Origin of the sequence: Pseudomonas sp. FH4 (assembly GCF_000510915.2) — a bacterium.
Taxonomy (GTDB): Bacteria; Pseudomonadota; Gammaproteobacteria; order Pseudomonadales; family Pseudomonadaceae; genus Aquipseudomonas; species Aquipseudomonas brenneri.
Map to the genome: position 1 here is coordinate 1 of NZ_AOHN01000012.1, position 21,702 is coordinate 21,702.

At 59.7% G+C, this 21,702-nt stretch carries 22 protein-coding genes; 10 read left to right on the top strand and 12 right to left on the bottom strand.

Annotation, left to right across the window (positions count from 1 at the left end; all coding sequences use genetic code 11):
- Positions 1–55 precede the first annotated feature (55 nt).
- A complete protein-coding gene (tyrS, locus tag H097_RS06935) occupies positions 56–1,255 on the bottom strand; it encodes a tyrosine--tRNA ligase (protein WP_032858492.1) in 1,200 nt (399 codons plus the stop codon).
- Positions 1,256–1,464: 209 nt separating this feature from the next.
- On the opposite strand from tyrS, the gene H097_RS06940 reads away from it, so the two are divergent.
- Complete coding sequence (locus tag H097_RS06940; RefSeq protein ID WP_032858493.1) at positions 1,465–2,877, top strand: peptidoglycan DD-metalloendopeptidase family protein; 1,413 nt, start codon at positions 1,465–1,467, stop codon at positions 2,875–2,877.
- A gap of 3 nt (positions 2,878–2,880) precedes the next feature.
- Entirely contained in the window at positions 2,881–3,972 is a 1,092-nt protein-coding gene (locus H097_RS06945; protein ID WP_032858495.1) for an anhydro-N-acetylmuramic acid kinase, read from the top strand.
- Between the two features lie 67 nt (positions 3,973–4,039).
- On the opposite strand, the gene erpA is transcribed toward H097_RS06945, so the two are convergent.
- Together erpA and argC are read right to left on the bottom strand one after the other, a co-directional pair.
- A complete protein-coding gene (erpA, locus tag H097_RS06950) occupies positions 4,040–4,390 on the bottom strand; it encodes an iron-sulfur cluster insertion protein ErpA (protein ID WP_003176443.1) in 351 nt (116 codons plus the stop codon).
- Positions 4,391–4,553: 163 nt separating this feature from the next.
- Positions 4,554–5,588: an N-acetyl-gamma-glutamyl-phosphate reductase gene (gene argC / locus H097_RS06955; RefSeq protein ID WP_032858497.1), complete on the bottom strand. Its 1,035-nt coding sequence runs from the start codon at positions 5,586–5,588 to the stop codon at positions 4,554–4,556.
- 136 nt (positions 5,589–5,724) lie between these two features.
- Here argC and hemJ point away from each other — a divergent pair, with 136 nt between their 5' ends.
- From hemJ to coq7, 6 genes are all read left to right on the top strand, one after another.
- Complete coding sequence (hemJ, locus tag H097_RS06960) at positions 5,725–6,153, top strand: protoporphyrinogen oxidase HemJ (RefSeq protein ID WP_032858499.1); 429 nt, start codon at positions 5,725–5,727, stop codon at positions 6,151–6,153.
- A gap of 35 nt (positions 6,154–6,188) precedes the next feature.
- A complete protein-coding gene (locus H097_RS06965; protein WP_032858500.1) occupies positions 6,189–7,151 on the top strand; it encodes a nitronate monooxygenase family protein in 963 nt (320 codons plus the stop codon).
- A gap of 69 nt (positions 7,152–7,220) precedes the next feature.
- Entirely contained in the window at positions 7,221–8,183 is a 963-nt protein-coding gene (locus tag H097_RS06970) for a DUF805 domain-containing protein (protein WP_032858502.1), read from the top strand.
- 63 nt (positions 8,184–8,246) lie between these two features.
- Positions 8,247–9,032 carry an SDR family oxidoreductase gene (locus H097_RS06975; protein ID WP_032858504.1) on the top strand — a complete coding sequence of 262 codons (786 nt, stop codon included), beginning with the start codon at positions 8,247–8,249 and terminating at the stop codon, positions 9,030–9,032.
- 46 nt (positions 9,033–9,078) lie between these two features.
- Positions 9,079–9,417 (top strand): histidine triad nucleotide-binding protein, encoded by a 339-nt coding sequence (locus H097_RS06980; RefSeq protein WP_032858506.1) that lies wholly within the window; start codon positions 9,079–9,081, stop codon positions 9,415–9,417.
- A 112-nt stretch (positions 9,418–9,529) separates the two neighbouring features.
- Positions 9,530–10,177: a 2-polyprenyl-3-methyl-6-methoxy-1,4-benzoquinone monooxygenase gene (coq7, locus tag H097_RS06985; RefSeq protein ID WP_029296753.1), complete on the top strand. Its 648-nt coding sequence runs from the start codon at positions 9,530–9,532 to the stop codon at positions 10,175–10,177.
- Positions 10,178–10,297: 120 nt separating this feature from the next.
- On the opposite strand, the gene H097_RS06990 is transcribed toward coq7, so the two are convergent.
- Entirely contained in the window at positions 10,298–10,720 is a 423-nt protein-coding gene (locus H097_RS06990) for an OsmC family protein (protein WP_005792019.1), read from the bottom strand.
- A 234-nt stretch (positions 10,721–10,954) separates the two neighbouring features.
- Here H097_RS06990 and crp point away from each other — a divergent pair, with 234 nt between their 5' ends.
- Positions 10,955–11,602 carry a cAMP-activated global transcriptional regulator CRP gene (gene crp / locus H097_RS06995; protein ID WP_032858510.1) on the top strand — a complete coding sequence of 216 codons (648 nt, stop codon included), beginning with the start codon at positions 10,955–10,957 and terminating at the stop codon, positions 11,600–11,602.
- On the opposite strand, the gene H097_RS07000 is transcribed toward crp, so the two are convergent.
- The 4 genes from H097_RS07000 to H097_RS07015 form a co-directional block, all read right to left on the bottom strand.
- On the bottom strand, positions 11,599–12,294 hold the full coding sequence (locus tag H097_RS07000) for a lipoate--protein ligase family protein (RefSeq protein WP_032858511.1): 696 nt from the start codon (positions 12,292–12,294) through the stop codon (positions 11,599–11,601). The genes crp and H097_RS07000 overlap by 4 nt on opposite strands.
- A gap of 157 nt (positions 12,295–12,451) precedes the next feature.
- Positions 12,452–13,288, bottom strand: a complete 837-nt coding sequence (trpC, locus tag H097_RS07005) for an indole-3-glycerol phosphate synthase TrpC (protein ID WP_032858513.1) — start codon at positions 13,286–13,288, stop codon at positions 12,452–12,454.
- The gene (trpD, locus tag H097_RS07010; protein ID WP_032858515.1) at positions 13,285–14,334 is read right to left on the bottom strand and encodes an anthranilate phosphoribosyltransferase; all 1,050 of its coding nucleotides are present in this window, start codon (positions 14,332–14,334) and stop codon (positions 13,285–13,287) included. Before trpD ends, trpC begins: the two co-directional genes overlap by 4 nt.
- A gap of 9 nt (positions 14,335–14,343) precedes the next feature.
- Positions 14,344–14,937 (bottom strand): aminodeoxychorismate/anthranilate synthase component II, encoded by a 594-nt coding sequence (locus tag H097_RS07015; protein WP_032858516.1) that lies wholly within the window; start codon positions 14,935–14,937, stop codon positions 14,344–14,346.
- 420 nt (positions 14,938–15,357) lie between these two features.
- On the opposite strand from H097_RS07015, the gene estP reads away from it, so the two are divergent.
- A complete protein-coding gene (gene estP, locus H097_RS07020; RefSeq protein WP_032858517.1) occupies positions 15,358–17,280 on the top strand; it encodes an esterase EstP in 1,923 nt (640 codons plus the stop codon).
- A 136-nt stretch (positions 17,281–17,416) separates the two neighbouring features.
- Here estP and trpE read toward each other — a convergent pair whose 3' ends face one another.
- The 4 genes from trpE to H097_RS07040 form a co-directional block, all read right to left on the bottom strand.
- A complete protein-coding gene (trpE, locus tag H097_RS07025; RefSeq protein ID WP_032858518.1) occupies positions 17,417–18,898 on the bottom strand; it encodes an anthranilate synthase component I in 1,482 nt (493 codons plus the stop codon).
- A 68-nt stretch (positions 18,899–18,966) separates the two neighbouring features.
- On the bottom strand, positions 18,967–19,785 hold the full coding sequence (locus H097_RS07030; protein ID WP_032858519.1) for a phosphoglycolate phosphatase: 819 nt from the start codon (positions 19,783–19,785) through the stop codon (positions 18,967–18,969).
- On the bottom strand, positions 19,782–20,456 hold the full coding sequence (gene rpe, locus H097_RS07035) for a ribulose-phosphate 3-epimerase (RefSeq protein WP_032858521.1): 675 nt from the start codon (positions 20,454–20,456) through the stop codon (positions 19,782–19,784). Before rpe ends, H097_RS07030 begins: the two co-directional genes overlap by 4 nt.
- A gap of 84 nt (positions 20,457–20,540) precedes the next feature.
- Positions 20,541–21,689: an iron-containing alcohol dehydrogenase gene (locus tag H097_RS07040; RefSeq protein WP_032858522.1), complete on the bottom strand. Its 1,149-nt coding sequence runs from the start codon at positions 21,687–21,689 to the stop codon at positions 20,541–20,543.
- Positions 21,690–21,702 lie beyond the last annotated feature (13 nt).

The following is a 21,702-nucleotide window of genomic DNA, read 5'->3' on the forward strand; positions in this document are numbered from 1 at the left end:
GAAGTGGGGCGAATTATAGACAGATATAAATCGCCGTCAACCGTTAATTCCAGGTTTATTCGGATTTAAGCGTAATACGCGCAAATGCCTTCTTGCCGGCCTGGCAAACGTGGGTAGCACCCAGTTCGTATATAAAGGTGCGATCGACAACCTCACCATCTATACGCACACCGCCAGACCCCAGAAGGTCGCGCGCCACTGCCGAATTCTTCACCAGGCCCGCCTTATTAAGGACAGCAGCAATCGGCATCGCCTCGGCAGCAGTCAATTCAATCTCCGGCAGATCATCCGGCAACTCGCCATCCTTCATGCGATTGCCCGCAGCACGGTGAGCGCTGGCCGCAGCCTCTTCACCATGGAAGCGCGCAACAATCTCTTCCGCCAGCTTGATCTTGACGTCCCGCGGATTCGCACCCGCCTCTACGTCAGCACGCAATGCGTTGATCTCATCCATCGAGCGGAAACTCAACAGCTCGAAGTAACGCCACATCAACGCATCAGGAATAGAAACCAGCTTGCCGTACATCACACCCGGCGCCTCCTGGATACCGACATAGTTACCCAAGGATTTGGACATTTTCTTGACGCCGTCCAACCCCTCCAGCAAAGGCATGGTCAGAATGCACTGGGCCTCTTGCCCATACGCACGCTGCAACTCACGCCCCATCAACAGGTTGAACTTCTGGTCGGTACCGCCCAACTCGACGTCGGCACGCAACGCCACCGAGTCATACCCTTGAACCAGCGGGTACAGGAACTCATGAATGGCGATAGGCTGATTGGTGGAGTAGCGCTTATCGAAGTCATCGCGCTCAAGCATGCGCGCAACGGTGTACTGGGACGTCAGGCGAATGAAGTCCGCCGGCCCCATCTGGTCCATCCATGTGGAGTTGAATGCCACTTCAGTCTTGGCCGGATCGAGAATCTTGAAGACCTGGGTCTTGTAGGTTTCGGCGTTTTCGAGAACCTGCTCACGAGTCAGCGGTGGGCGCGTAGCGCTCTTGCCGCTCGGATCGCCGATCATCCCGGTGAAGTCACCTATAAGGAAGATCACCTGATGCCCCAGCTCCTGGAACTGGCGCAGCTTATTAATAAGCACCGTGTGCCCCAGATGCAGATCCGGCGCCGTCGGATCAAAGCCAGCCTTAATACGCAGGGGTTGGCCACGCTTGAGCTTTTCGATCAGCTCGGCCTCGACCAACAGTTCTTCCGCACCACGTTTGATCAGCGCTAGCTGCTCTTCAACCGACTTCATAACAGACCCGCAAGGCTCAGATTCAAAGGGAACCAACCATACAAGATCAGGGACTAATTACAAGTTTTGCCCTGCAAACGGACACCATTCGGCGAGCCCGGCATTCGCAAGCTTGCGCCACAGATGATTTGGTTATATTTTATACAGTTATTTCATCTTCATCATGTCATTCATCTTTTCCATTTCATCTTTTCAAAGTCAAATTACCTATGACCACTGAACCGTCTAAAGCGCCGCCGCTTTACCCGAAGACCCACCTGCTCGCCGCAAGTGGTATCGCCGCCCTTCTCAGCCTGGCACTCCTGGTATTCCCTTCCAGTGACGTAGAAGCCAAACGAACGACTCTGAGTCTTGACTTGGAGAGCCCGATTGAACAACTGACACAAGATCAAGACGCTTCTGACGCGCAGCAAGCCACAACCGCAAGCGTCGAGTCTCCCTTTGCACAGATTGAAGACAGTGCGGACGAGACCAAGGAGACCGCCCAGGCAGCACCTGCACCCCAGGTAGCGAAAGGCCCGGAGCACCGCGAAGTGATCGTGGCCAAAGGTGACACGCTGTCGACGCTGTTCGAGAAGGTCGGCCTTCCCGCCACGACCGTTAGCGACGTACTGGCCAGCGACAAGCAAGCCAAGCAATTCACCCAGCTCAAGCGTGGCCAGAAGCTTGAGTTCGAGCTGAACCCGGAAGGTCAACTGACCACCCTGCACACTAAACTCAACGACCTCGAAAGCATCACCCTGACCAAAGGCGCCAAAGGCTTTGCCTTCAATCGTGTGACCACCAAGCCGGTGATGCGCTCTGCCTATATTCATGGCGTGATCAACAGCTCGCTGTCCCAGTCGGCGGCACGCGCAGGCCTGTCCCATAGCATGACCATGGACATGGCCAGCGTATTTGGCTACGACATCGACTTCGCTCAGGATATTCGCCAGGGTGACGAATTCGACGTGATCTACGAGCAAAAGGTGGCCAACGGCAAGGTCGTCGGCACCGGCAATATCCTGTCGGCGCGCTTTACCAACCGCGGCAAGACCTACACCGCCGTGCGCTACACCAACAAACAAGGCAACAGCAGCTACTACACCGCCGATGGCAATAGCATGCGCAAGGCCTTCATTCGTACTCCTGTTGACTTCGCCCGTATTAGCTCGCGTTTCTCCATGGGCCGCAAGCATCCAATTCTGAACAAAATCCGCGCGCACAAAGGCGTGGACTATGCCGCACCGCGCGGCACGCCGATCAAGGCTGCCGGCGATGGCAAGGTACTGCTGGCCGGGCGCCGCGGCGGTTACGGCAATACTGTGATCATCCAGCACGGCAACAGCTACCGGACGCTTTACGGCCACATGCAAGGCTTTGCCAAAGGCGTGAAAACCGGTGGCAACGTCAAGCAAGGCCAGGTGATTGGCTATATCGGAACCACCGGCCTGTCTACCGGCCCGCACCTGCACTATGAATTCCAGGTCAACGGCGTGCACGTCGACCCGCTGGGTCAGAAGCTGCCAATGGCCGACCCGATCGCCAAGGCCGAGCGCGCGCGCTTCCTTCAGCAAAGCCAACCGCTGATGGCACGCATGGACCAGGAACGCGCCACCATGCTGGCTTCGGCGAAGCGTTAAGCGATGGCGCTCTACATAGGTGTGATGTCCGGGACCAGCCTTGATGGCCTGGACATTGCGCTGATCGAGCAGGACACCGCGGTCAAACTGATCGCCACGCATTACATTCCCATGCCTGAAACTCTGCGTGCGGAGCTGCTGGACCTTTGCGCCAGCGGCCCGGACGAGATTGCCCGCTCGGCGATTGCCCAGCAAAACTGGGTAACACTCGCCGCCCATGGCATTCATGCCTTGCTGAAGCAACAGCAGCTCACTCACCACGACATCCGCGCGATTGGCAGCCATGGGCAAACCATTCGCCATGAACCTGCCCGTGGTTTTACCGTGCAGATTGGCAACCCCGCACTACTGACCGAACTGACCGGGATAACCGTCGTCAGTGACTTTCGAAGCCGCGATGTGGCTGCCGGTGGCCAGGGCGCGCCACTGGTGCCAGCCTTTCACGAAGCACTGTTCGGCGAGGCTCGCGGCAACCGGGCAGTACTGAATGTCGGCGGCTTCAGCAACTTGAGCCTGATCGAGACCGGCAAACCGGTAGCGGGTTTTGACTGCGGTCCGGGCAATGTCCTGCTGGATGCCTGGATTCATCAGCAACAGGGCGTAACTTTTGACCGCGACGGCCAATGGGCAGCTGCAGGCAAGGTCGAGCCACTGCTGCTCAACGCCCTGCTCAGCGACCCTTTCTTCCTGACCCAAGGCCCGAAAAGCACTGGGCGCGAAGTGTTCAACCTGCCCTGGCTGCAACAGCATCTCGGCCAACTGCCAACCTTCAAGGCGCAAGATATCCAGGCCACGTTGCTGGAGCTGACAGCGCAGACCATCGTCGAATCGCTGAAAACCGCACAGCCGCAAACCGAAACCCTGCTGGTGTGCGGCGGCGGCGCTCATAACACGACACTGATGAACCGCCTCGCAGCCATGCTACCCGCCACCCACGTCAGCAGCACCGCCACCCATGGCGTAGACCCCGACTGGGTTGAGGCCATGGCCTTCGCCTGGCTGGCGCATTGCTGCCTCGAAGGCATCGCCGCCAACCGCCCAAGCGTGACAGGTGCCCGCGGCCTTCGCGTACTTGGCGCGATCTACCCCGCCTGAAACGCAGATAGCAAAACGCCGCTTGACCCCATAAGAGTCAAGCGGCGTTTTGCCTAGACGCTATCGATCAGATCGAGAACGACGAACCGCAACCACAGGTCGTGGTGGCATTCGGGTTCTTGATCACAAAGCGCGAGCCTTCCAAACCTTCCTGGTAATCCACCTCGGCACCTGCCAAGTACTGGAAGCTCATCGGATCCACGACCAGGCTTACGCCCTCGCGCTCGACAATGGTGTCGTCATCGGCCACATCTTCATCGAAGGTAAAGCCGTACTGAAACCCTGAACAACCGCCGCCCGTAACGAATACGCGCAGCTTCAAGCGATCATTACCCTCTTCATCGACCAGGCTCTTCACCTTGTGCGCAGCACCGTGGGTGAATTGCAAAGCCGTGGGGGTGAAGGATTCAACGCTCATGCTGATAATCTCCCGGCGTAGCGCCGCCATATGCGTGATGGCGGCCATTATCCGCTTCTCCTAGAAAAGCGGTCAACTATTGTTACGGTATATCAATCTGCGCAGCCGCCCTTAAAAACACAAAAGGCCCGATCAACGGGCCTTTTGCACAGCAGCCAACGTCTTAAGGCAGCATGCCGGCATGGGACAAGCCGAGCTTCTCATCGAGGCCGAACAAGATGTTCAAGTTCTGTACCGCCTGGCCTGACGCGCCCTTGACCAGGTTATCAATGACCGACAACACCACCACCAGGTCGCCATCCTGCGGACGATGCACGGCAATCCGGCACACGTTGGCGCCGCGAACACTGCGGGTTTCCGGATGACTACCAGCCGGCATCACATCGACGAACGGCTCATTGGCGTAACGTTTTTCAAACAATGCCTGCAAATCCACCGAGCGGTCCGTGACGGTTGCATAGAGTGTCGAGTGAATCCCACGGATCATCGGGGTCAGGTGCGGCACGAACGTCAGGCCGACGTCACTGCCGGCAGCCCGACGCAGGCCCTGGCGAATTTCCGGCAGGTGGCGATGCCCCTTAACGGCATACGCCTTCATGCTTTCCGAGGTCTCGGAGTACAAGGAACCTACGGCCGCGCCACGACCAGCGCCGCTGACGCCCGATTTGCAGTCGGCAATCAGGCGCGAGGCATCTGCCAGGCCGGCTTCGAGCAGCGGCAGGAAGCCCAACTGGGTAGCCGTCGGATAGCAACCTGGCACGGCAATCAGGCGCGCCTGTCTGATCTGCTCGCGATTGACCTCAGGCAAACCGTAAACTGCCTCTTCAAGCAGCTCTGGAGCGCCATGGGGCTGGCCATACCACTTGGCCCACTCATCGGCATCCTGCAGGCGGAAGTCCGCCGAGAGATCAATGACCTTGGTCCCGGCGGCCAACAACTCGCCCGCCAACGCATGGGCAACGCCGTGGGGAGTGGCGAAGAACACCACATCGCAGGCGCCCAGGGTCTTGATGTCTGGCACGCTGAATGCCAGGCCATCGTAATGACCGCGCAGGTTGGGGTACATATCGGCAACGGCCAGGCCGGCCTCGGATCGGGAGGTGATGACCACCACCTCTGCCTGCGGATGCTGAGCCAACAGACGCAGCAATTCGACACCGGTGTAACCCGTGCCGCCGACGATACCGACCTTGACCATAAACCTGCCCTCAACGAACCCACTGGAAAGCCGTCGATAATAGGGGCCGTATCGTTCTGCGACAACCGTCAAGGTGACGCGTGGGCGCTCTAACCTCTACTATCTCCAGTTACCGTGAACCTGGGAATAACTAAAAATGCTTTATCTATGGCTCAAAGCTTTTCATATCGTCAGCATTGTCTGCTGGTTTGCCGGGCTTTTTTACCTGCCGCGCCTGTTCGTCTACCACGCACAAAGCCAGGATGCTGTCAGCCAGGAACGCTTCAGTATCATGGAGCGCAAGCTGTACAAGGGCATCATGCTGCCGGCGATGATCGCTACGCTGGTATTCGGCATCTGGCTGATCAGCCTTAACCCGAGCGTTTTCAGCCAGGGTGGCTGGATGCACGCCAAGCTGACCCTGGTGGTGATCCTGATCGGCTACCACCATATGTGCGGCGCCCAGGTAAAACGTTTTGCCCGTGGCGAAAACACCCGCAGCCATGTCTTTTATCGCTGGTTCAATGAAGTGCCAGTTCTGATATTGCTGGCTATTGTAATTTTGGTCGTCGTAAAGCCGTTCTAACTCTAATCAGCCGCACTTAATCCGGGGTACTTCCAATGTCGCTGCCCGCTCTGCTTGAACAACGCCTGCGCCTGCCTGTAGTGGCTGCGCCGATGTTCCTGATTTCCAACCCGCAACTGGTCCTGGCGTGCTGCCGCAATGGCGTGGTCGGGAGCTTCCCGGCACTCAACCAACGCGAAAGCAGCGGTTTCAAGGCCTGGCTGGAAGAAATCGAAGCGGGCCTGGCGCTGCTGGACAACCCCGCGCCCTACGCGGTCAACCTCATTGTGCACAACAGCAACCCGCGCCTTGAGGCTGACCTGGCGATCTGCGTCGAGCACAAGGTGCCGATCGTCATCACCAGCCTGGGGGCGGTCAAGGAGCTGGTAGACGCGGTACACAGTTACGGCGGCCTGGTGTTCCACGACGTCACCACCCGACGCCATGCCGAAAAAGCCGCCGAGGCCGGGGTCGACGGGCTGATCGCCGTAGCCGCAGGGGCTGGTGGCCACGCGGGCACCTGGAGTCCATTCTCGCTGATCGCGGAAATTCGCCAGTTCTTCGACAAGACCCTGCTGCTGGCCGGCTGCCTGAACCATGGGCACGAGATCCTCGCCGCGCAATTGCTCGGTGCCGATCTGGCCTATTTCGGCACGCGGTTTATCGGCACCACTGAAAGCCACGCTCCCGATGCCTACAAAGAGATGCTGCTCACATCCCGCGCAGCCGATATCGTGCACACTCCGGCGGTGTCCGGCGTACCCGCGAGCTTTATGCGCCAGAGCCTGGAAAACGCCGGTTTCGACCTCGCCGCCCTGCAAGGCAAAGGTGAAGTCAACTTCGGCTCCAAGCTCAAACCTCTGAGCGACGAGGCAAAGGCCTGGAAGACGGTATGGTCCGCCGGCCAGGGCGTCGGTGAAATTGACGACTTACCCAGCGTCGATGAACTGGTTGCCCGCCTCGATGCCGAATACCGCAAGGCGCGTGAGCAAGCGGTACAATTGCGCTGGCCACGCTGACCCACCCGCCAGGCCTGCCGATTGAAGCTGGCCTGCATTACTCCCCTGAAAAGTGACAAGGATGCCCGCATGAGCGACAACCGTTTCAAGATTGTGTTTGATGGAGCCCTGCTCCCGGGTGTCGAAAGCACCACTGCCAAGCTGAACCTGGCCGACTTGTTCAAAAGCGAAGTCGAGGCAATCGAAAAGCTCTTCACCGGACGCCCGGTCGCCCTGAAGCGCGACCTGTCTCGCCCCGATGCCGAAACCTACCTGGCCGCGCTGAAAAACGCCGGGGTTGATGCACGTATCGAAGCCGAACAGCCCGTGGCCTTCAACCTGGCTGAAACCCACGAGACCGATTCCGGCGCCTCTGACTTTTCGCGCCCGGCCGCGTCGCCGTATGCACCACCGCGCGCAGCCGTGGGAGATAACCTTCCTGAGTTTTCCACCCTCAAGGTCTTCACCATCAACGGGCGGATAGGTCGCCTGCGCTTCCTCGCCTGGACGCTGGTATTGAGTATGGTCTTGTCGGCCATCGTTGGCGCCCTGTTCACGGTCGGCCTGGGTGTTGCGGCCGTCTCCCCCACTACGGCAATCATCATTGGCTCACTGCTCGGTATCGCCCTGTTCGTGGCCTCTGTGTGGATCAGTGTCCAGATCACCGTGCAACGCCTGCATGACCTGGGCTGGTCCGGATGGCTATGGTTCCTGAACCTGGTGCCAATCGTAGGCAGCATTTTCCCGATCCTGCTGATCGTGCTGCCAGGCAATGCGGGCGCCAACCAATATGGTGCGCCACCGCCACGCAACTCCACCGCAGTGAAAGTCCTGGCCACTCTGTGGCTGGCAGTCATCCCGCTGATATTCGCCGCCGCAGTGATGCTGGGCATGAGTGGCTATCTGGACCAACTGGAAAGCAGCGTGGACAGCGGCTACGAAAGCAGCGCCATGACCACCGACGAAGAGGCTGACCAGAGCGTCATCGCCGGTGAAGAAGACGTGCAAAGTGCTGACGATGCGGCCGAACCTGTAGACTCTCCAGAAGAATGAAGAAACGCCCCACGCCTGTGACGCATCTGTCGCAGGCTCGGTGGCGTTGCGATGGAGAAACGCATGACCCGTTACGCTCTGATCACCGGTGCCTCCAGCGGCATCGGCCTGGCCTTGGCCGAAGCACTGGCCCGTCGCGGCCGCAGCTTGATTCTGGTGGCCCGCCAGCGTGATCAGTTGGAAAGCATTGCCATTGAACTGACCCAACGCTTTGGCGTCGAGGTGCTGTTCCGTGCCTGCGACCTGGGCGAGCCACTGCGGCTTTCCGGGTTCCTGCTGGAACTGGAAGAGGGTGAGCGACAGATCGACTTGCTGGTCAACTGCGCCGGCATGGGCACCAGCGGCCCGTTTCTCGCCCAGGACTGGATGACCGAGCAGGACCTGATCGAAGTCAACATCCTGGCCCTCACTCGCCTGTGCCATGCACTGGGTAATTCCATGGCCCTGCAGGGTGGCGGGCAGATTCTCAACGTCGCGTCAGTCGCAGCCTTCCAGCCGGGACCATGGATGAGTACTTATTACGCCAGCAAGGCCTATGTACTGCACTTCTCCGAAGGCCTGCGCGAAGAGCTGAAGAGCTGCGGCATCAAGGTTTCAGTGCTTTGCCCAGGCCCGACACGCACCGCGTTCTTCGGCACTGCACAAATGGACACCGTCAAGCTGGAGCGCCAGCAACTGATGAGCCCGGAAGAAGTGGCGCTGCACACCGTGCGTGCCCTGGCAAAGAACAAAGCGATCATTATTCCCGGTCGCCGTAACCGCTGGCTGGCGTTCAGCCCGCGCTTGAGCCCGCGCTGGTTGACCCGCAAGATTGCCGGCGCCATCAACAAGGCCTATTGCCCGCGCTGACCGGCTGAGTACACTCACCCTGCACTTTCATAATGGAGAAACAGCTGTGGATACTCTGTTCACCAAGATCATCAACAGAGAAATACCCGCGAGGATTATCTACGAAGATGACCAGGTCCTGGCCTTCCACGATATTGCGCCAATGGCCCCCGTGCATTTCCTGGTGATTCCGAAAAAACCGATCCGCACCCTCAACGACCTCACGGAAGAAGACAAGGGCCTGGCCGGACATATCCTGTTCACTGCCCAGCGCCTGGCGGTGGAACAAGGCTGTGAAAAAGGTTTTCGCGTGGTGATGAACTGCAATGAGGATGGCGGCCAGACCGTCTATCACATTCATATGCATGTATTGGGTCAGCGCCAGATGAACTGGCCACCGGGCTGAAACCCTATTGTAGGTGCCGGCTTGCCGGCCCCTACAAGAAGCATGACCCAGCGCAAACGCACGCCCCTCTCTTGCGGTAAACTGGCCGCCGAGATTTTTTCCGGAGGTCAGCATGACTACCCAACGTCACTACTCGCCGATTGACCGACTGTTGCTGCAAGCCGACACCGCCATGCGCACACTGCTGCCGTTCAGCGGCCAACCGTATCGCCCGTCACCTGCCATCGTGCAACCCGAAGCACAAATGAGCGAGACGGATACCCGTCATGTCGCCGGCCTGATGCGTATCAACCATACCGGCGAAGTCTGTGCCCAGGCGCTGTACCAAGGCCAGGCCCTGACCGCCAAGCTGCCGCAGGTACGCGCAGCCATGGAGCATGCGGCCGAGGAAGAAATCGACCACCTGGCCTGGTGTGAACAGCGCATCCGTCAGTTGGGCAGCCACCCCAGTGTGCTGAACCCGCTGTTTTATGGTTTGTCGTTTGGTATCGGCGCGGCGGCTGGCTTGATCAGCGACAAGGTCAGCCTGGGTTTTGTCGCGGCGACCGAACATCAGGTGTGCAAGCACCTGGATGAGCACCTGGAACAACTGCCGGCCGAGGACGAAAAATCCCGGGCGATTCTTGAGCAGATGCGTATCGATGAAGAGCACCACGCAGAAAGCGCGCTGGATGCTGGCGGTTTCCGCTTCCCGGCGCCGGTAAGGTTTGGCATGAGCCTGATGGCCAAGGTCATGACCAAAAGCACTTACCGCATTTAAACCTCACACGAACATTGTAGGAGCGAGCTTGCTCGCGAAAAACTCAAGGACACTGCGGGCAGCCTGACTAAACCCGTTATCGTTGGCGTTCTTCGCGAGCAAGCTCGCTCCTACAGAAGGTCAACCCAACTCAATGATCTCGTAATCATGAGTAATGGCCACACCGGCCGCGCCAAGCATGATCGAGGCCGAGCAGTACTTCTCCGCCGACAGTTCGATGGCCCGCTTGACCTGCGCTTCCTTCAGCGCACGCCCCTTGACCACAAAATGCATATGGATCTTGGTAAACACCTTTGGATCTTCAGTGGCGCGTTCGGCCTCCAGAAAGGCTTCGCAGCTTTCCACCGCCTGGCGCGACTTCTTCAGGATGCTGACCACATCGAAGTTGCTGCAACCACCCACGCCGAGCAGGAGCATTTCCATAGGCCGTACACCCAGATTGCGGCCACCGGCTTCCGGCGGGCCATCCATGACCACCACATGACCACTACCCGACTCACCGAGGAACATGGCTTCGCCCGCCCATTGGATGCGTGCCTTCATCGCCCAGACTCCACTGCTAAAAAAGGGGCGCCAGCTTATCACAGCCCCCCGCAAGCGCAGTGTTCTGCCGGAATACGATCAACAGCAGGCCCTGATAGATAAATTCCCTGATCGAGTCAGAATGTGTCTGTTAAGCTGGCGCCAAATCAATGGCGCATTGCCATCCACTGGATGGACCTCGCTCGATAAAAAAACAAGTCCAACCACACCGTGCAGTCTTTTCGGGATACAACCATGGTTGCTATTACCCCCCTCACACCCAAGATCAAGAACCTCGACAAGTTGCTGACTCATTGTCAGCGGCGTCGCTATCCGGCGAAACAGAACATCATCTGCGCCGGGGAACGCTCGGAAACCCTGTTCTTCATTATCAAAGGCTCGGTCACGATCCTGATCGAGGATGAAGATGGCCGCGAAATGATCATCGCCTACCTCAATACCGGTGACTTTTTCGGAGAGCTGGGGCTGTTTGAGCAGGCCGGGAAAGAACAAGAACGCAGCGCTTGGGTGAGAGCCAAGATCGAGTGTGAGGTCGCGGAAATCAGCTACGCAAAATTTCGCGAACTGGCCCAACAAGATCCAGACATCCTCTATGCCCTGAGCGGTCAGATTGCCCAGCGTTTGCGCAACACCACGCGCAAAGTCGGCGACCTGGCGTTCTTCGACGTCACCGGGCGCGTCGCCCGCTGCCTACTGGAACTGTGCAAGCAACCGGATGCCATGACCCATCCTGACGGCATGCAGATCAAGGTTACGCGCCAGGAAATCGGGCGCATCGTCGGTTGCTCGCGGGAGATGGTCGGTCGAGTGCTCAAGGATCTGGAAGAGCGCAACCTGGTTCACGTCAAAGGCAAGACGATGGTGGTGTTCGGCACTCGCTAAGGCGCAAAGACCTGCGCCAGCATCTGCCGGTATAAACCGTCGAGGCGGCTGATCGCATCTGGCGCAGCAAAGGCTTCATGCAGGGCGATATGACTGTCGGCCCGAACCCGTTGCTCCAGGCCGCACGCCTGGTTAAAGCGATTGACCGCAGCAATCAGCTCCTCGCGATGGTTATCCAGCAACAGTGCGCCATGCACCAGGCCCACCGGGCGCCCACCACTCTGGCGCCAGCGCTGGGCGGTGCCGACCATCTTGCGTCCGTCGAGGTTGACGTTATAGCGGCCATCGCAAAAGGCGCCGTCGATTTCACCCACAGAGGCATCGCCCCCCAACTCGGTCAGCAAATCGCAGATGGGCTGACACAGACGCAAGTATCCGGTTTCAATCCGACCCTGGTCGCTCTCACTGCGCGGCGGGGCGTAGACCAGAGCGATATTGACCGTGGCGCTCGATTGCGGCACCGGCTCACCACCGGTTTCCCGTAGCAACACCGGCCAACCGTGGTCTGCCGACACTTGGCTCGCCGCTTCAAACGCGGGCAAGCGGCTCAGGCGGCGAGGCATCACCAATGCCTGGTCGCTGGGCTGCCAGAACAGCAGGCCGAAGGATTGCTCACCCGCACAGACGGCAGCCAGTAAGTCCTGCTCGGCGGCAAGGCCTGCTTCAACGGTCATCGCTACGGGCTGGATCATCGGGCATCTACCTCTCTGAATAAACACAAAAGCAAATGTGGGAGCTGGCTTGCCTGCGATAGCGGTCTTTCAGTCAACACATTGGCGACTGATACATCGCTATCGCAGGCAAGCCAGCTCCCACACAAGCCAGCTCCCACAGTGACCGCGTTTCAAATCAATCCAGCGTCGAACCGCTGACCGGCAGGCCACGCTCCGGGAAAAACAGGCGCTGCAACTCAGCGCCTGGATTCTCCGCACGCATGAAGGTCTCGCCGACCAGGAACGAGTAGACGTCGCTGATTTCCATCAACTCCACATCCGCACGATTGACGATCCCGCTCTCGGTAATCACCAGTCGGTCGCGGGGAATGCGCGGCAGCAAGTCCAAGGTGGTTTCCAGGTTGACTTCAAAGGTGTGCAGATTGCGGTTGTTGACCCCAACCAGCCGTGTATCGAGGGTTTTCAGCGCTCGCTCCAGCTCATCACCGTCGTGGACTTCGACCAGCACATCCAGGCCCACCCCTTTGGCAACTGCCGCCAGCTCGGCCATCTGTACGTCGTCCAGCGCCGAAACGATCAGCAGCACACAATCCGCGCCCAATGCCCGGGCTTCGACGATCTGGTACGGATCGATCATGAAGTCCTTGCGGATCACCGGCAACTTGCACGCAGCGCGGGCTTGTTGCAGGTAAGCGTCGGAGCCCTGGAAATAGTCGATGTCAGTCAGCACCGAAAGACAGGTCGCGCCGCCCTTCTCGTAACTGGCAGCAATCTCTGCCGGTACGAAGTGCTCGCGGATCACACCTTTGCTCGGCGAGGCCTTTTTGATCTCTGCGATCACCGCTGGCTGCTTGAGCTTGGCCTGGGTAATCAGCGCATTGGCAAAGCCACGCGGCGCATCGGCGCTTTTAGCCAGGCCTTCCAGCTCGGCAAGGCTCACACGGGCGCGGCGCTCGGCCACCTCCTCAACTTTGCGCGCGAGGATGTTTTCCAGGACTGTTGGCACGCTCATCCTTCATTCTCCATCTTGAATACGGCCGTGAATGCTCCCAGCTCTTCGAGTTTTTCGCGAGCCAGACCCGTATGCAGCGCATCGTGGGCCAAGGCGACACCTTCTGTAAGACTATAGGCGTGATCGGCTGCGTAAAGTGCCGCGCCAGCATTCAGAACAATCATCTCAGCCGCTTTCTGACCGTTTTCGGTCTTGCGACGCCCCAAGGCATCGCGAATCAATTCCAGGGAAGCCGCCGGGCTTTCCACCGCCAGGCCATGCAGGCTCTGGCTCTTCATGCCGAGGTCTTCTGGTTCGACCCAATACTCAGTGACCTGATCGTTTTTCAGCTCCGCCACAAAGGTCGGGGCCGCCAGGCTGAATTCGTCCAGGCCATCCTTGGAATGCACCACCAGCACATGCTTGCTGCCCAGGCGTTGCAGGACTTCGGCCAATGGCCGGCACAGCGCCTGGCTGAACACGCCCACTACCTGATGTTTCACACCGGCCGGATTCGTAAGCGGGCCAAGCATGTTGAACAGGGTACGCAGGCCCAGGTCCTTGCGCGGACCAGCGGCGTGCTTCATCGCCCCATGGTGGGACTGGGCAAACATAAAGCCGATGCCGACGTTATCAATGCAGCGCGCCACCTGGACCGGGGTCAGGTTCAGGTAGATCCCGGCCGCTTCCAGCAGGTCGGCACTGCCGCTCTTGCCCGACACGGCGCGGTTGCCGTGCTTGGCTACGGTACAGCCGGCCGCCGCCACTACAAAGGAAGACGCCGTCGACACGTTGAAGATGTTCGCACCATCGCCACCGGTGCCAACCACATCGACTACGCCATCGAGGGTCTTGAGTTCGACCTTGTCCGCCAACTCGCGCATCACCGAGACGGCGCCGACGATTTCGTCGATGCTCTCGCTTTTCATGCGCATGGCCATCATAAAGGCGCCAATCTGCGCATCGGTGCATTGACCGGTCATGATTTCGCGCATGACATCGCTCATTTCAGCGGTGCTCAGGTCCAGATGGCCGACGATACGGCTCAGGGCAGTCTTGATATCCATGGAAAGTCCTTAGCGCGTGCCGCCGCTCTGCTTGAGAAAGTTGGCGAACAGCTCGTAGCCCTGCTCGGTCAGAATCGATTCAGGGTGAAATTGCACCCCTTCGACATTCAGTGTCTTGTGCCGCAGGCCCATGATCTCATCGACCGAGCCATCTTCCAGTTGGGTCCAGGCCGTCAGTTCCAGGCACTCGGGCAAGGTTTCGCGCTTGACCACCAGCGAGTGGTAGCGGGTCACCGTCACCGGCAGGTTCAGGCCCTGGAACACACCCTGGTCATGATGGAACACCGGGCTGGTCTTGCCGTGCATCACCTGGCGGGCACGCACTACATCGCCACCAAACGCCTGGCCGATCGACTGGTGTCCCAGGCAAACCCCGAGAATCGGCAGCTTGCCGGCGAAATACTTGATCGCTTCAAGGGAAATACCCGCTTCGGTCGGCGTGCACGGCCCGGGCGAAACGACGATGCGCTCCGGGTTCAAGGCAGCGATCTGTGCCACGGTCATTTCATCGTTGCGCACCACCTTGACCTCGGCACCCAGCTCGCCCAGGTATTGCACAACGTTGTAGGTAAAGGAGTCGTAGTTATCAATCATCAGCAACATGTGGGTTCAAACCTCTTGAATTCACTGATTTCGAGTGACCGCCTTCCAAGAGAGTGACCCGCTGCCAGACGCACGTTCCGGTTGCCAGGGTCAGCCGGCAAGGGGCGTCAAACAAAGGGTGAAGAAGGCAAATCGGTACAGGTCCGGCCGGGCCGGCAGAGAAAATTCAGGCGCGCCAACGCCAACGGGCGTGTGCCTTGACTACGTGCATCAAGAGTTTGCTGATGATCAACACGGGGAGGGTCTCATTCATACGTTCAAACACAGTAACGTAGCCTCGCCAGCGGTGCAATATGGAGTAGCAAATACGGGGGCCATGACAAAGGGTTTGTAAGAAAATAACGATTTTCCTTACAGAGAACTCCCACTACATTGCTAGTGTTTCACTTCCGATACAAAAATAATCACATGGAATTTCGTATGCTCAGACCCTCTTTTGTCGCGCCCCTTGCCGGCTGCCTCTTGGCACTGGCCTGCACGCAAGCGTTTGCAGCACCTTCACCGTATTCAACCATGGTCGTTTTTGGCGATAGCCTGGCGGACGCAGGCCAGTTTCCCGATGGGTTGTCCGGCGCCACCCTGCGTTTTACCAACCGTACCGGCCCTACATTCCAGGGCGACTATGGCCAGGTTTCATCGACCCTATTGGGCTCGAAACTGGGCGTCGCGGCAAACGACCTGAATGCCTCCACCTCACCGGTTCGCGCGGCGCAAGGCTTGCCTGACGGCAACAACTGGGCGGTCGGCGGCTACCGTACCGACAACATCCTGGACTCCATCACCTCGGTATCCAACACGGCGATCCCACCTGGCAATGCGGGTGCTGGCACTGTTTTGCGCAGTCGCCAGGGCTATCTGCCGGCTAACGGCGGGCGCGCCGACCCCAACGCCCTGTATTTTCTGTCCGGTGGCGGCAATGACTTCCTGCAACAGCGCATCGGTAGCCCGGGCGACGCCGTTGCTGCCGGCGGGCGCCTGGCCGACAGTGCCCAGGCCCTGCAACAAGCGGGCGCACGCTACATCATGGTGTGGATGCTGCCCGACCTGGGCCTGACACCCGCCATCAACGGCACACCGCAGCAGGCAGCGACGTCCGCCCTGAGTAATATTTTCAACCAGGCATTGGTACAACGCCTGTCGCAGATCGATGCGCAGATAATCCCGTTGAATATCCCACTGCTGTTGCAGGAATCCTTCGCCGACCCGGGCCGATTTGGCCTGGCGACCGGGCAGAACCTTACCGGCACCTGCTTCAGTGGCAACAGTTGCACCGCCAACCCGGTCTACGGCATCGGCGGCACCAACCCGGATCCGACCAAGCTGATCTACAACGACTCGGTCCACCCCACCGTCGCAGGGCAACGCTTGATCGCCGACTACGCCTATTCGCTGCTCGCCGCCCCCTGGGAGCTGACCTTGCTGCCGGAGATGGCCCAAGGCACGCTGCGTGCCCATCAGGATGAACTGCGCAACCAATGGCAGGCTGACAACGGCAACTGGCAGGCTGTCGGACAGTGGCGGGCGATTGTCGCCGGCGGTGGCCAGCGTCTGGACTTTGATGGTCAAGACAGCTCGGTCAGTGGTGACGGTAGCGGCTACAACCTGAATGTCGGCACCAGCTATCGACTCGACGAGAGTTGGCGCGTAGGCGTTGCGGCGGGGTTGTATCGCCAGACCCTAGAAGCCGGCGCCAGCGACTCAGACTACAAGCTCAACAGCTACATGGGCAGCGCATTCGCGCAGTATCAGAACAATCACTGGTGGGCCGATGCCACATTGACCGGCGGCCGGCTGGACTTCGACAGCCTCAAGCGCAAGTTCGCCCTGGGCGTCAGCGAAGGCTCCGAAAAAGGCGACACCGATGGCTGGCTCTGGGCCTTGAGCGGCCGCGTGGGCTATGACATTGCCGGGGTCGGCAGCGATTGGCACCTGTCCCCGTTCATCAGCGCCGACTATGCGCGGGTCGAAGTTGATGGCTACTCGGAAAAAGGCAGCCGCTCCACCGCGCTGACGTTTGATGACCAGCAACGCGACTCCAGGCGCCTGGGTATTGGCCTGCAAGGCAGCTACCGGATCACCCCGCAAACCCAGGTGTTTGGCGAAGTGGCTCACGAGCATGAGTTTGAAAATGACACCCAGAAGGTCAACATTTCGCTCAACAGCGTGCAGGGGATCGACTTCAAGCTGGACGGCTACACCCCTCGCAGCAACTCGGAGCGCTTGAGCCTCGGGGTCAGCCACAAGTTGACCCAGGATCTGGCGTTGCGGGCCGGCTATAACGTGAGGAAGGATGACAGCCTGACCCAGCAAGGGGTCAGTGTCGGGGTGAGCCTGGATTTCTAATGCAGTCGTAAGCCCAACAAAAAACCAATGTGGGAGCGCGGTGGATCAGTCAATACATGTACCGACTGATCCACCGCATTCGCGAGCAAGCCCGCTCCCACATAAGCTCGCCCCACAGTTGGATCTGGATCGGCCGTTAGTCCTGCGGGGTTTGCTCGGCCAACGCCACCGCACGGAACATCGCCCGGCGCTTGTTCAGGGTTTCTTCCCACTCAAGGGCCGGAACCGAGTCGGCAACAATCCCGCCGCCCGCCTGCACATGCAGTTCGCCGTCCTTGATCACCGCCGTGCGGATCGCAATCGCGGTATCCATGTTGCCGTTCCAGGCAAAGTAGCCCACGGCGCCGCCGTAGACACCACGTTTGACCGGCTCCAGTTCGTCGATGATTTCCATCGCGCGAATCTTCGGTGCGCCAGACAAGGTGCCCGCCGGCAGAATCGCGCGCAACGCATCCATCGCCGTCAGGCCGGCCTTTAGCTCGCCGGTGACGTTGGAGACGATATGCATCACATTGGAATAACGCTCGATCACCATTTTCTCGGTGAGCTTCACCGAGCCGATCTCTGAAACGCGCCCGGTGTCGTTACGCCCCAGGTCGATCAGCATCAGGTGCTCGGCAATTTCCTTGTCGTCGGACAGCAGGTCCTGTTCCAGGGCCAGGTCCGCCTCTTCGGTCGCGCCGCGAGGACGAGTCCCGGCAATAGGGCGTACGGTGATCAGGTTGTCTTCAACACGCACCAGCACTTCCGGCGAGCTGCCGACCACGTGGAAATCGCCAAAGTTGAAGAAGTACATGTACGGCGTCGGGTTGAAGCAGCGCAGTGCCCGATACAGATCAATCGGCGCGGCCTTGAAGTCGATGGACATACGCTGCGACGGCACCACTTGCATGCAATCACCGGCGAGGATGTATTCCTTGATGGTATCGACCGCGCGCTCGTAGTCATCCTGGGTAAAGCTTGAACGAAAGATCGGATCGGCCGCCGGCGGACGACTGAGGTCCAGGCCACGACGCGGGGTGATCGGCTGGCGCAGTTTTTCCAGCAGGGCTTCGAGGCTGACCTGGCCTTGTTCGAACGCATCGGCCTGGGCCGGGTCGGCCAGGACAATCGCGTGCATCTTGCCGGCCAGGTTGTCGAATACCACCACCGCGTCGGAAACCATCAGCAGGATGTCCGGCACGCCCAACGGATCGGGGTTCGGGCATTTGCCCAGGCGCTGTTCCACATAGCGTACGCAGTCGTAGCCGAAATAACCGACAAGGCCGCCGTTGAAACGCGGCAAGCCGGGAATGGTCGGCACGTTGTAGCGCGCCTTGAAGACTTCGACAAAGGCCAGCGGGTCTTCGACATCGTGGCTTTCGATCTCGACGCCATCACACGTGATGCTGACGTGATGATCATGCACCCGCAGCACGGTGCGGCACGGCAGGCCGATGATCGAGTAACGGCCCCACTTTTCGCCGCCCTGCACCGACTCCAGCAGGTAGGAGTTGGGCTCATCGGCCAGTTTCAGGTAGATCGACAGCGGCGTATCGAAGTCGGCCAGGGTTTCCCGGGCCATGGGGATGCGGTTGTAGCCGGCAGCGGCCAAACGCAGGAATTCTTCGCGGATCATGAGGTGCCTCGTGGCGTGAGGGTCTAACAGTCAGGTATGCAAACGTGCCGCAGCGCGGCCAGGATCAGTCAGGCGCGCCAACGCCAGCGGGCCAGGGCCTTGATGACTTTCATCCAGAGTTTGCGAGTGACCACCACGATGGGATTTCCAGAAGGGGATGGGACAGCGTCGGGCAACGTTATCTCAGCGCCCGCTCCCAAGCAACCGGGGATTAGCAGTCGCAGGTCATCAATGACCAGCGCCGGCGATTCCTCGGCGATCGGCCGGCCATGGTTGTAGCCGTAGCTCAAGGCCACGCACTGCACGCCCGCCGCTTTCGCCGCCAGCACATCACTGCGCGAATCGCCGACAAACAACGACTGGGACGCCGGGATGTTGGCCATTTTCATCACGAAGAACAGCGCCGCCGGATCAGGCTTTTTCTGCGGCAAGGTATCGCCACCGATGATCCAGCGGAAATACCGGCCGATCTTCATCTGGTCCAGCAGCGGCGCAACGAAGCGTTCCGGCTTGTTGGTGATCAGGGCCATTTCCACGCCCTGCTTATGCAACCACTTGAGGGTGTCGCGCACGCCGGGGTAAACCACAGTCAGTTCGTGGCCGTCTTCATAGGCGGCATTGAACAGCTCCAGCGCGTGCTCGGCCTCGATTTCATCGACACCTTCAGCCTCAATGTGATTGGCCAGGGCCCGGCGCACCAGCATCTGTGCACCGTTGCCGACCCAGTCACGCACCGACTCGATACCCACGGGCTTGCGCCCCAGTTTGAGCAGCATCTGGTCCACCGCAACGGCGAGGTCCGGCACCGAGTCGACCAGGGTGCCGTCCAGATCGAACATCACCAGCCGTGGCAATTTGCCGGGGAACAGCTGCTCAAAACCACTCATGGACGTGCCAGCGCCAGTTCTGCACGCATTTTGGCGATCACCGCCTGATAGTCAGGGGTGTTGAAGATTGCCGAACCGGCGACGAAAGTGTCGGCGCCCGCCGCCGCGATCTCACGTATGTTGTTGACGTTGACCCCACCGTCGATCTCCAGGCGGATATCGCGGCCAGAAGCATCGATCAGCGCCCGGGCTTCACGCAGTTTGTCGAGGGTGCCGGGGATGAATTTCTGCCCGCCGAAGCCTGGGTTGACGCTCATCAGCAGGACCATGTCGACCTTGTCCATCACGTACTTGAGCGTGTCCAGCGGGGTCGCCGGGTTGAACACCAGCCCGGCCTTGCAACCGCCTTCGCGGATCAACTGCAGGGAGCGATCGATGTGCAGCGTGGCTTCCGGGTGGAAGGTGATGTAGGTCGCGCCGGCTTCGATGAAGTCACCGATGATGCGATCCACCGGGCTGACCATCAGGTGCACGTCAATCGGTGCGGTCACGCCGTACTTGCGCAGCGCTGCGCAGACCATCGGACCGATGGTCAGGTTCGGCACGTAGTGGTTGTCCATGACATCGAAGTGCACGAAGTCGGCACCGGCGGCCAACACGTTGTCCACTTCCGCGCCTAGGCGGGCGAAGTCGGCGGAGAGGATCGATGGAGCAATAACGAAGGGCTGCATGACGCACCTTTTCTGAGCTAAATCACGATGGCGCGCATTGTATACCTCATGCTTTGCTGCGCGCACCGTGACCTGACTCAATGGCTAGTAGGCAGCGCGGTAGATTTTCTCGATATCCGCCGCGCTGAGCTTGCGCGGGTTGTTGCGCATCAGCCGCTCGATTCCCGCCGCCTCTGCCGCCATGCCCGGGATCGCATCCTCAGGCACGCCGAAGCTGTGCAGGCCTTGGGGGATTTCCACTGCGGCACATAGCCGCGTCATCGCCTCCACCGCCTGGTCGGCAGCGTCGTTGATACTCAAACCGCTGACATTCACGCCCATGGCCTGGGCAATATCCTGCATGCGCTCGACACAGGCCAGCTTGTTCCAGTGCATGACGTAAGGCAGCAGCAATGCATTGCTCACCCCGTGGGCAATATTGAAGCGCCCGCCCAACGGGTAGGCCAAGGCATGCACCGCGCCCACCCCGGCGTTACCAAACGCCATGCCGGCCATCAGGCTGGCGGTGGCCATATCGTCACGCGCCTGCAGGTTGGCCGGGTTGGCGTAGGCCTTGGGCAGCGCATTGGCGATCAGCTTGATTGCACCGATGGCCAGGGCATCCGTGATCGGCGAGGCGTTCAGGGAAAGATAGGACTCGATGGCATGCACCAGGGCATCCACGCCACTGGCCGCCGTCACACTGCGCGGGCAGGTCAGGGTCATTTGTGGGCTGATCAGCGCGACATCCGGCAGCAGGTAGTCGCTGACGATGCCTTTTTTCAATTGCGCGGCCTTGTCCGACAGAATCGCCACATTGGTCACTTCCGAACCGGTGCCGGCCGTGGTCGGGATGGCAATCAGCGGCGGGCCTTTGCGCGGCACCTGGTCCACACCGAACAGGTCAGCCAGGGCGCCGTGATAACCGGCATAGGCGGCAACGCTCTTGGCAATATCGATGGCACTGCCACCGCCCACGCCGATCAGGCCATCATGCCCACCGTCGCGGTAGACCTGCATACAATCTTCGACGATGGCGATCTCCGGGTCGGGCTGCACGCGGTCGAAAATATCAAAGGGACGATCACCCAACTGCGCCAACGCCAGTTGTACCGTGCCGGACTTGACCAGCGCGGCATCGGTGACGATCAGCGGGTTATCAACATCCAGCCGGGTCAGCTCAAAGGCCAGTTGCTCGATGGCGCCTGGGCCGGTGAGCAGTTTGTGGGCGATCTTGAATGAGGAAGTACTCATGTGCGCGGCCTCT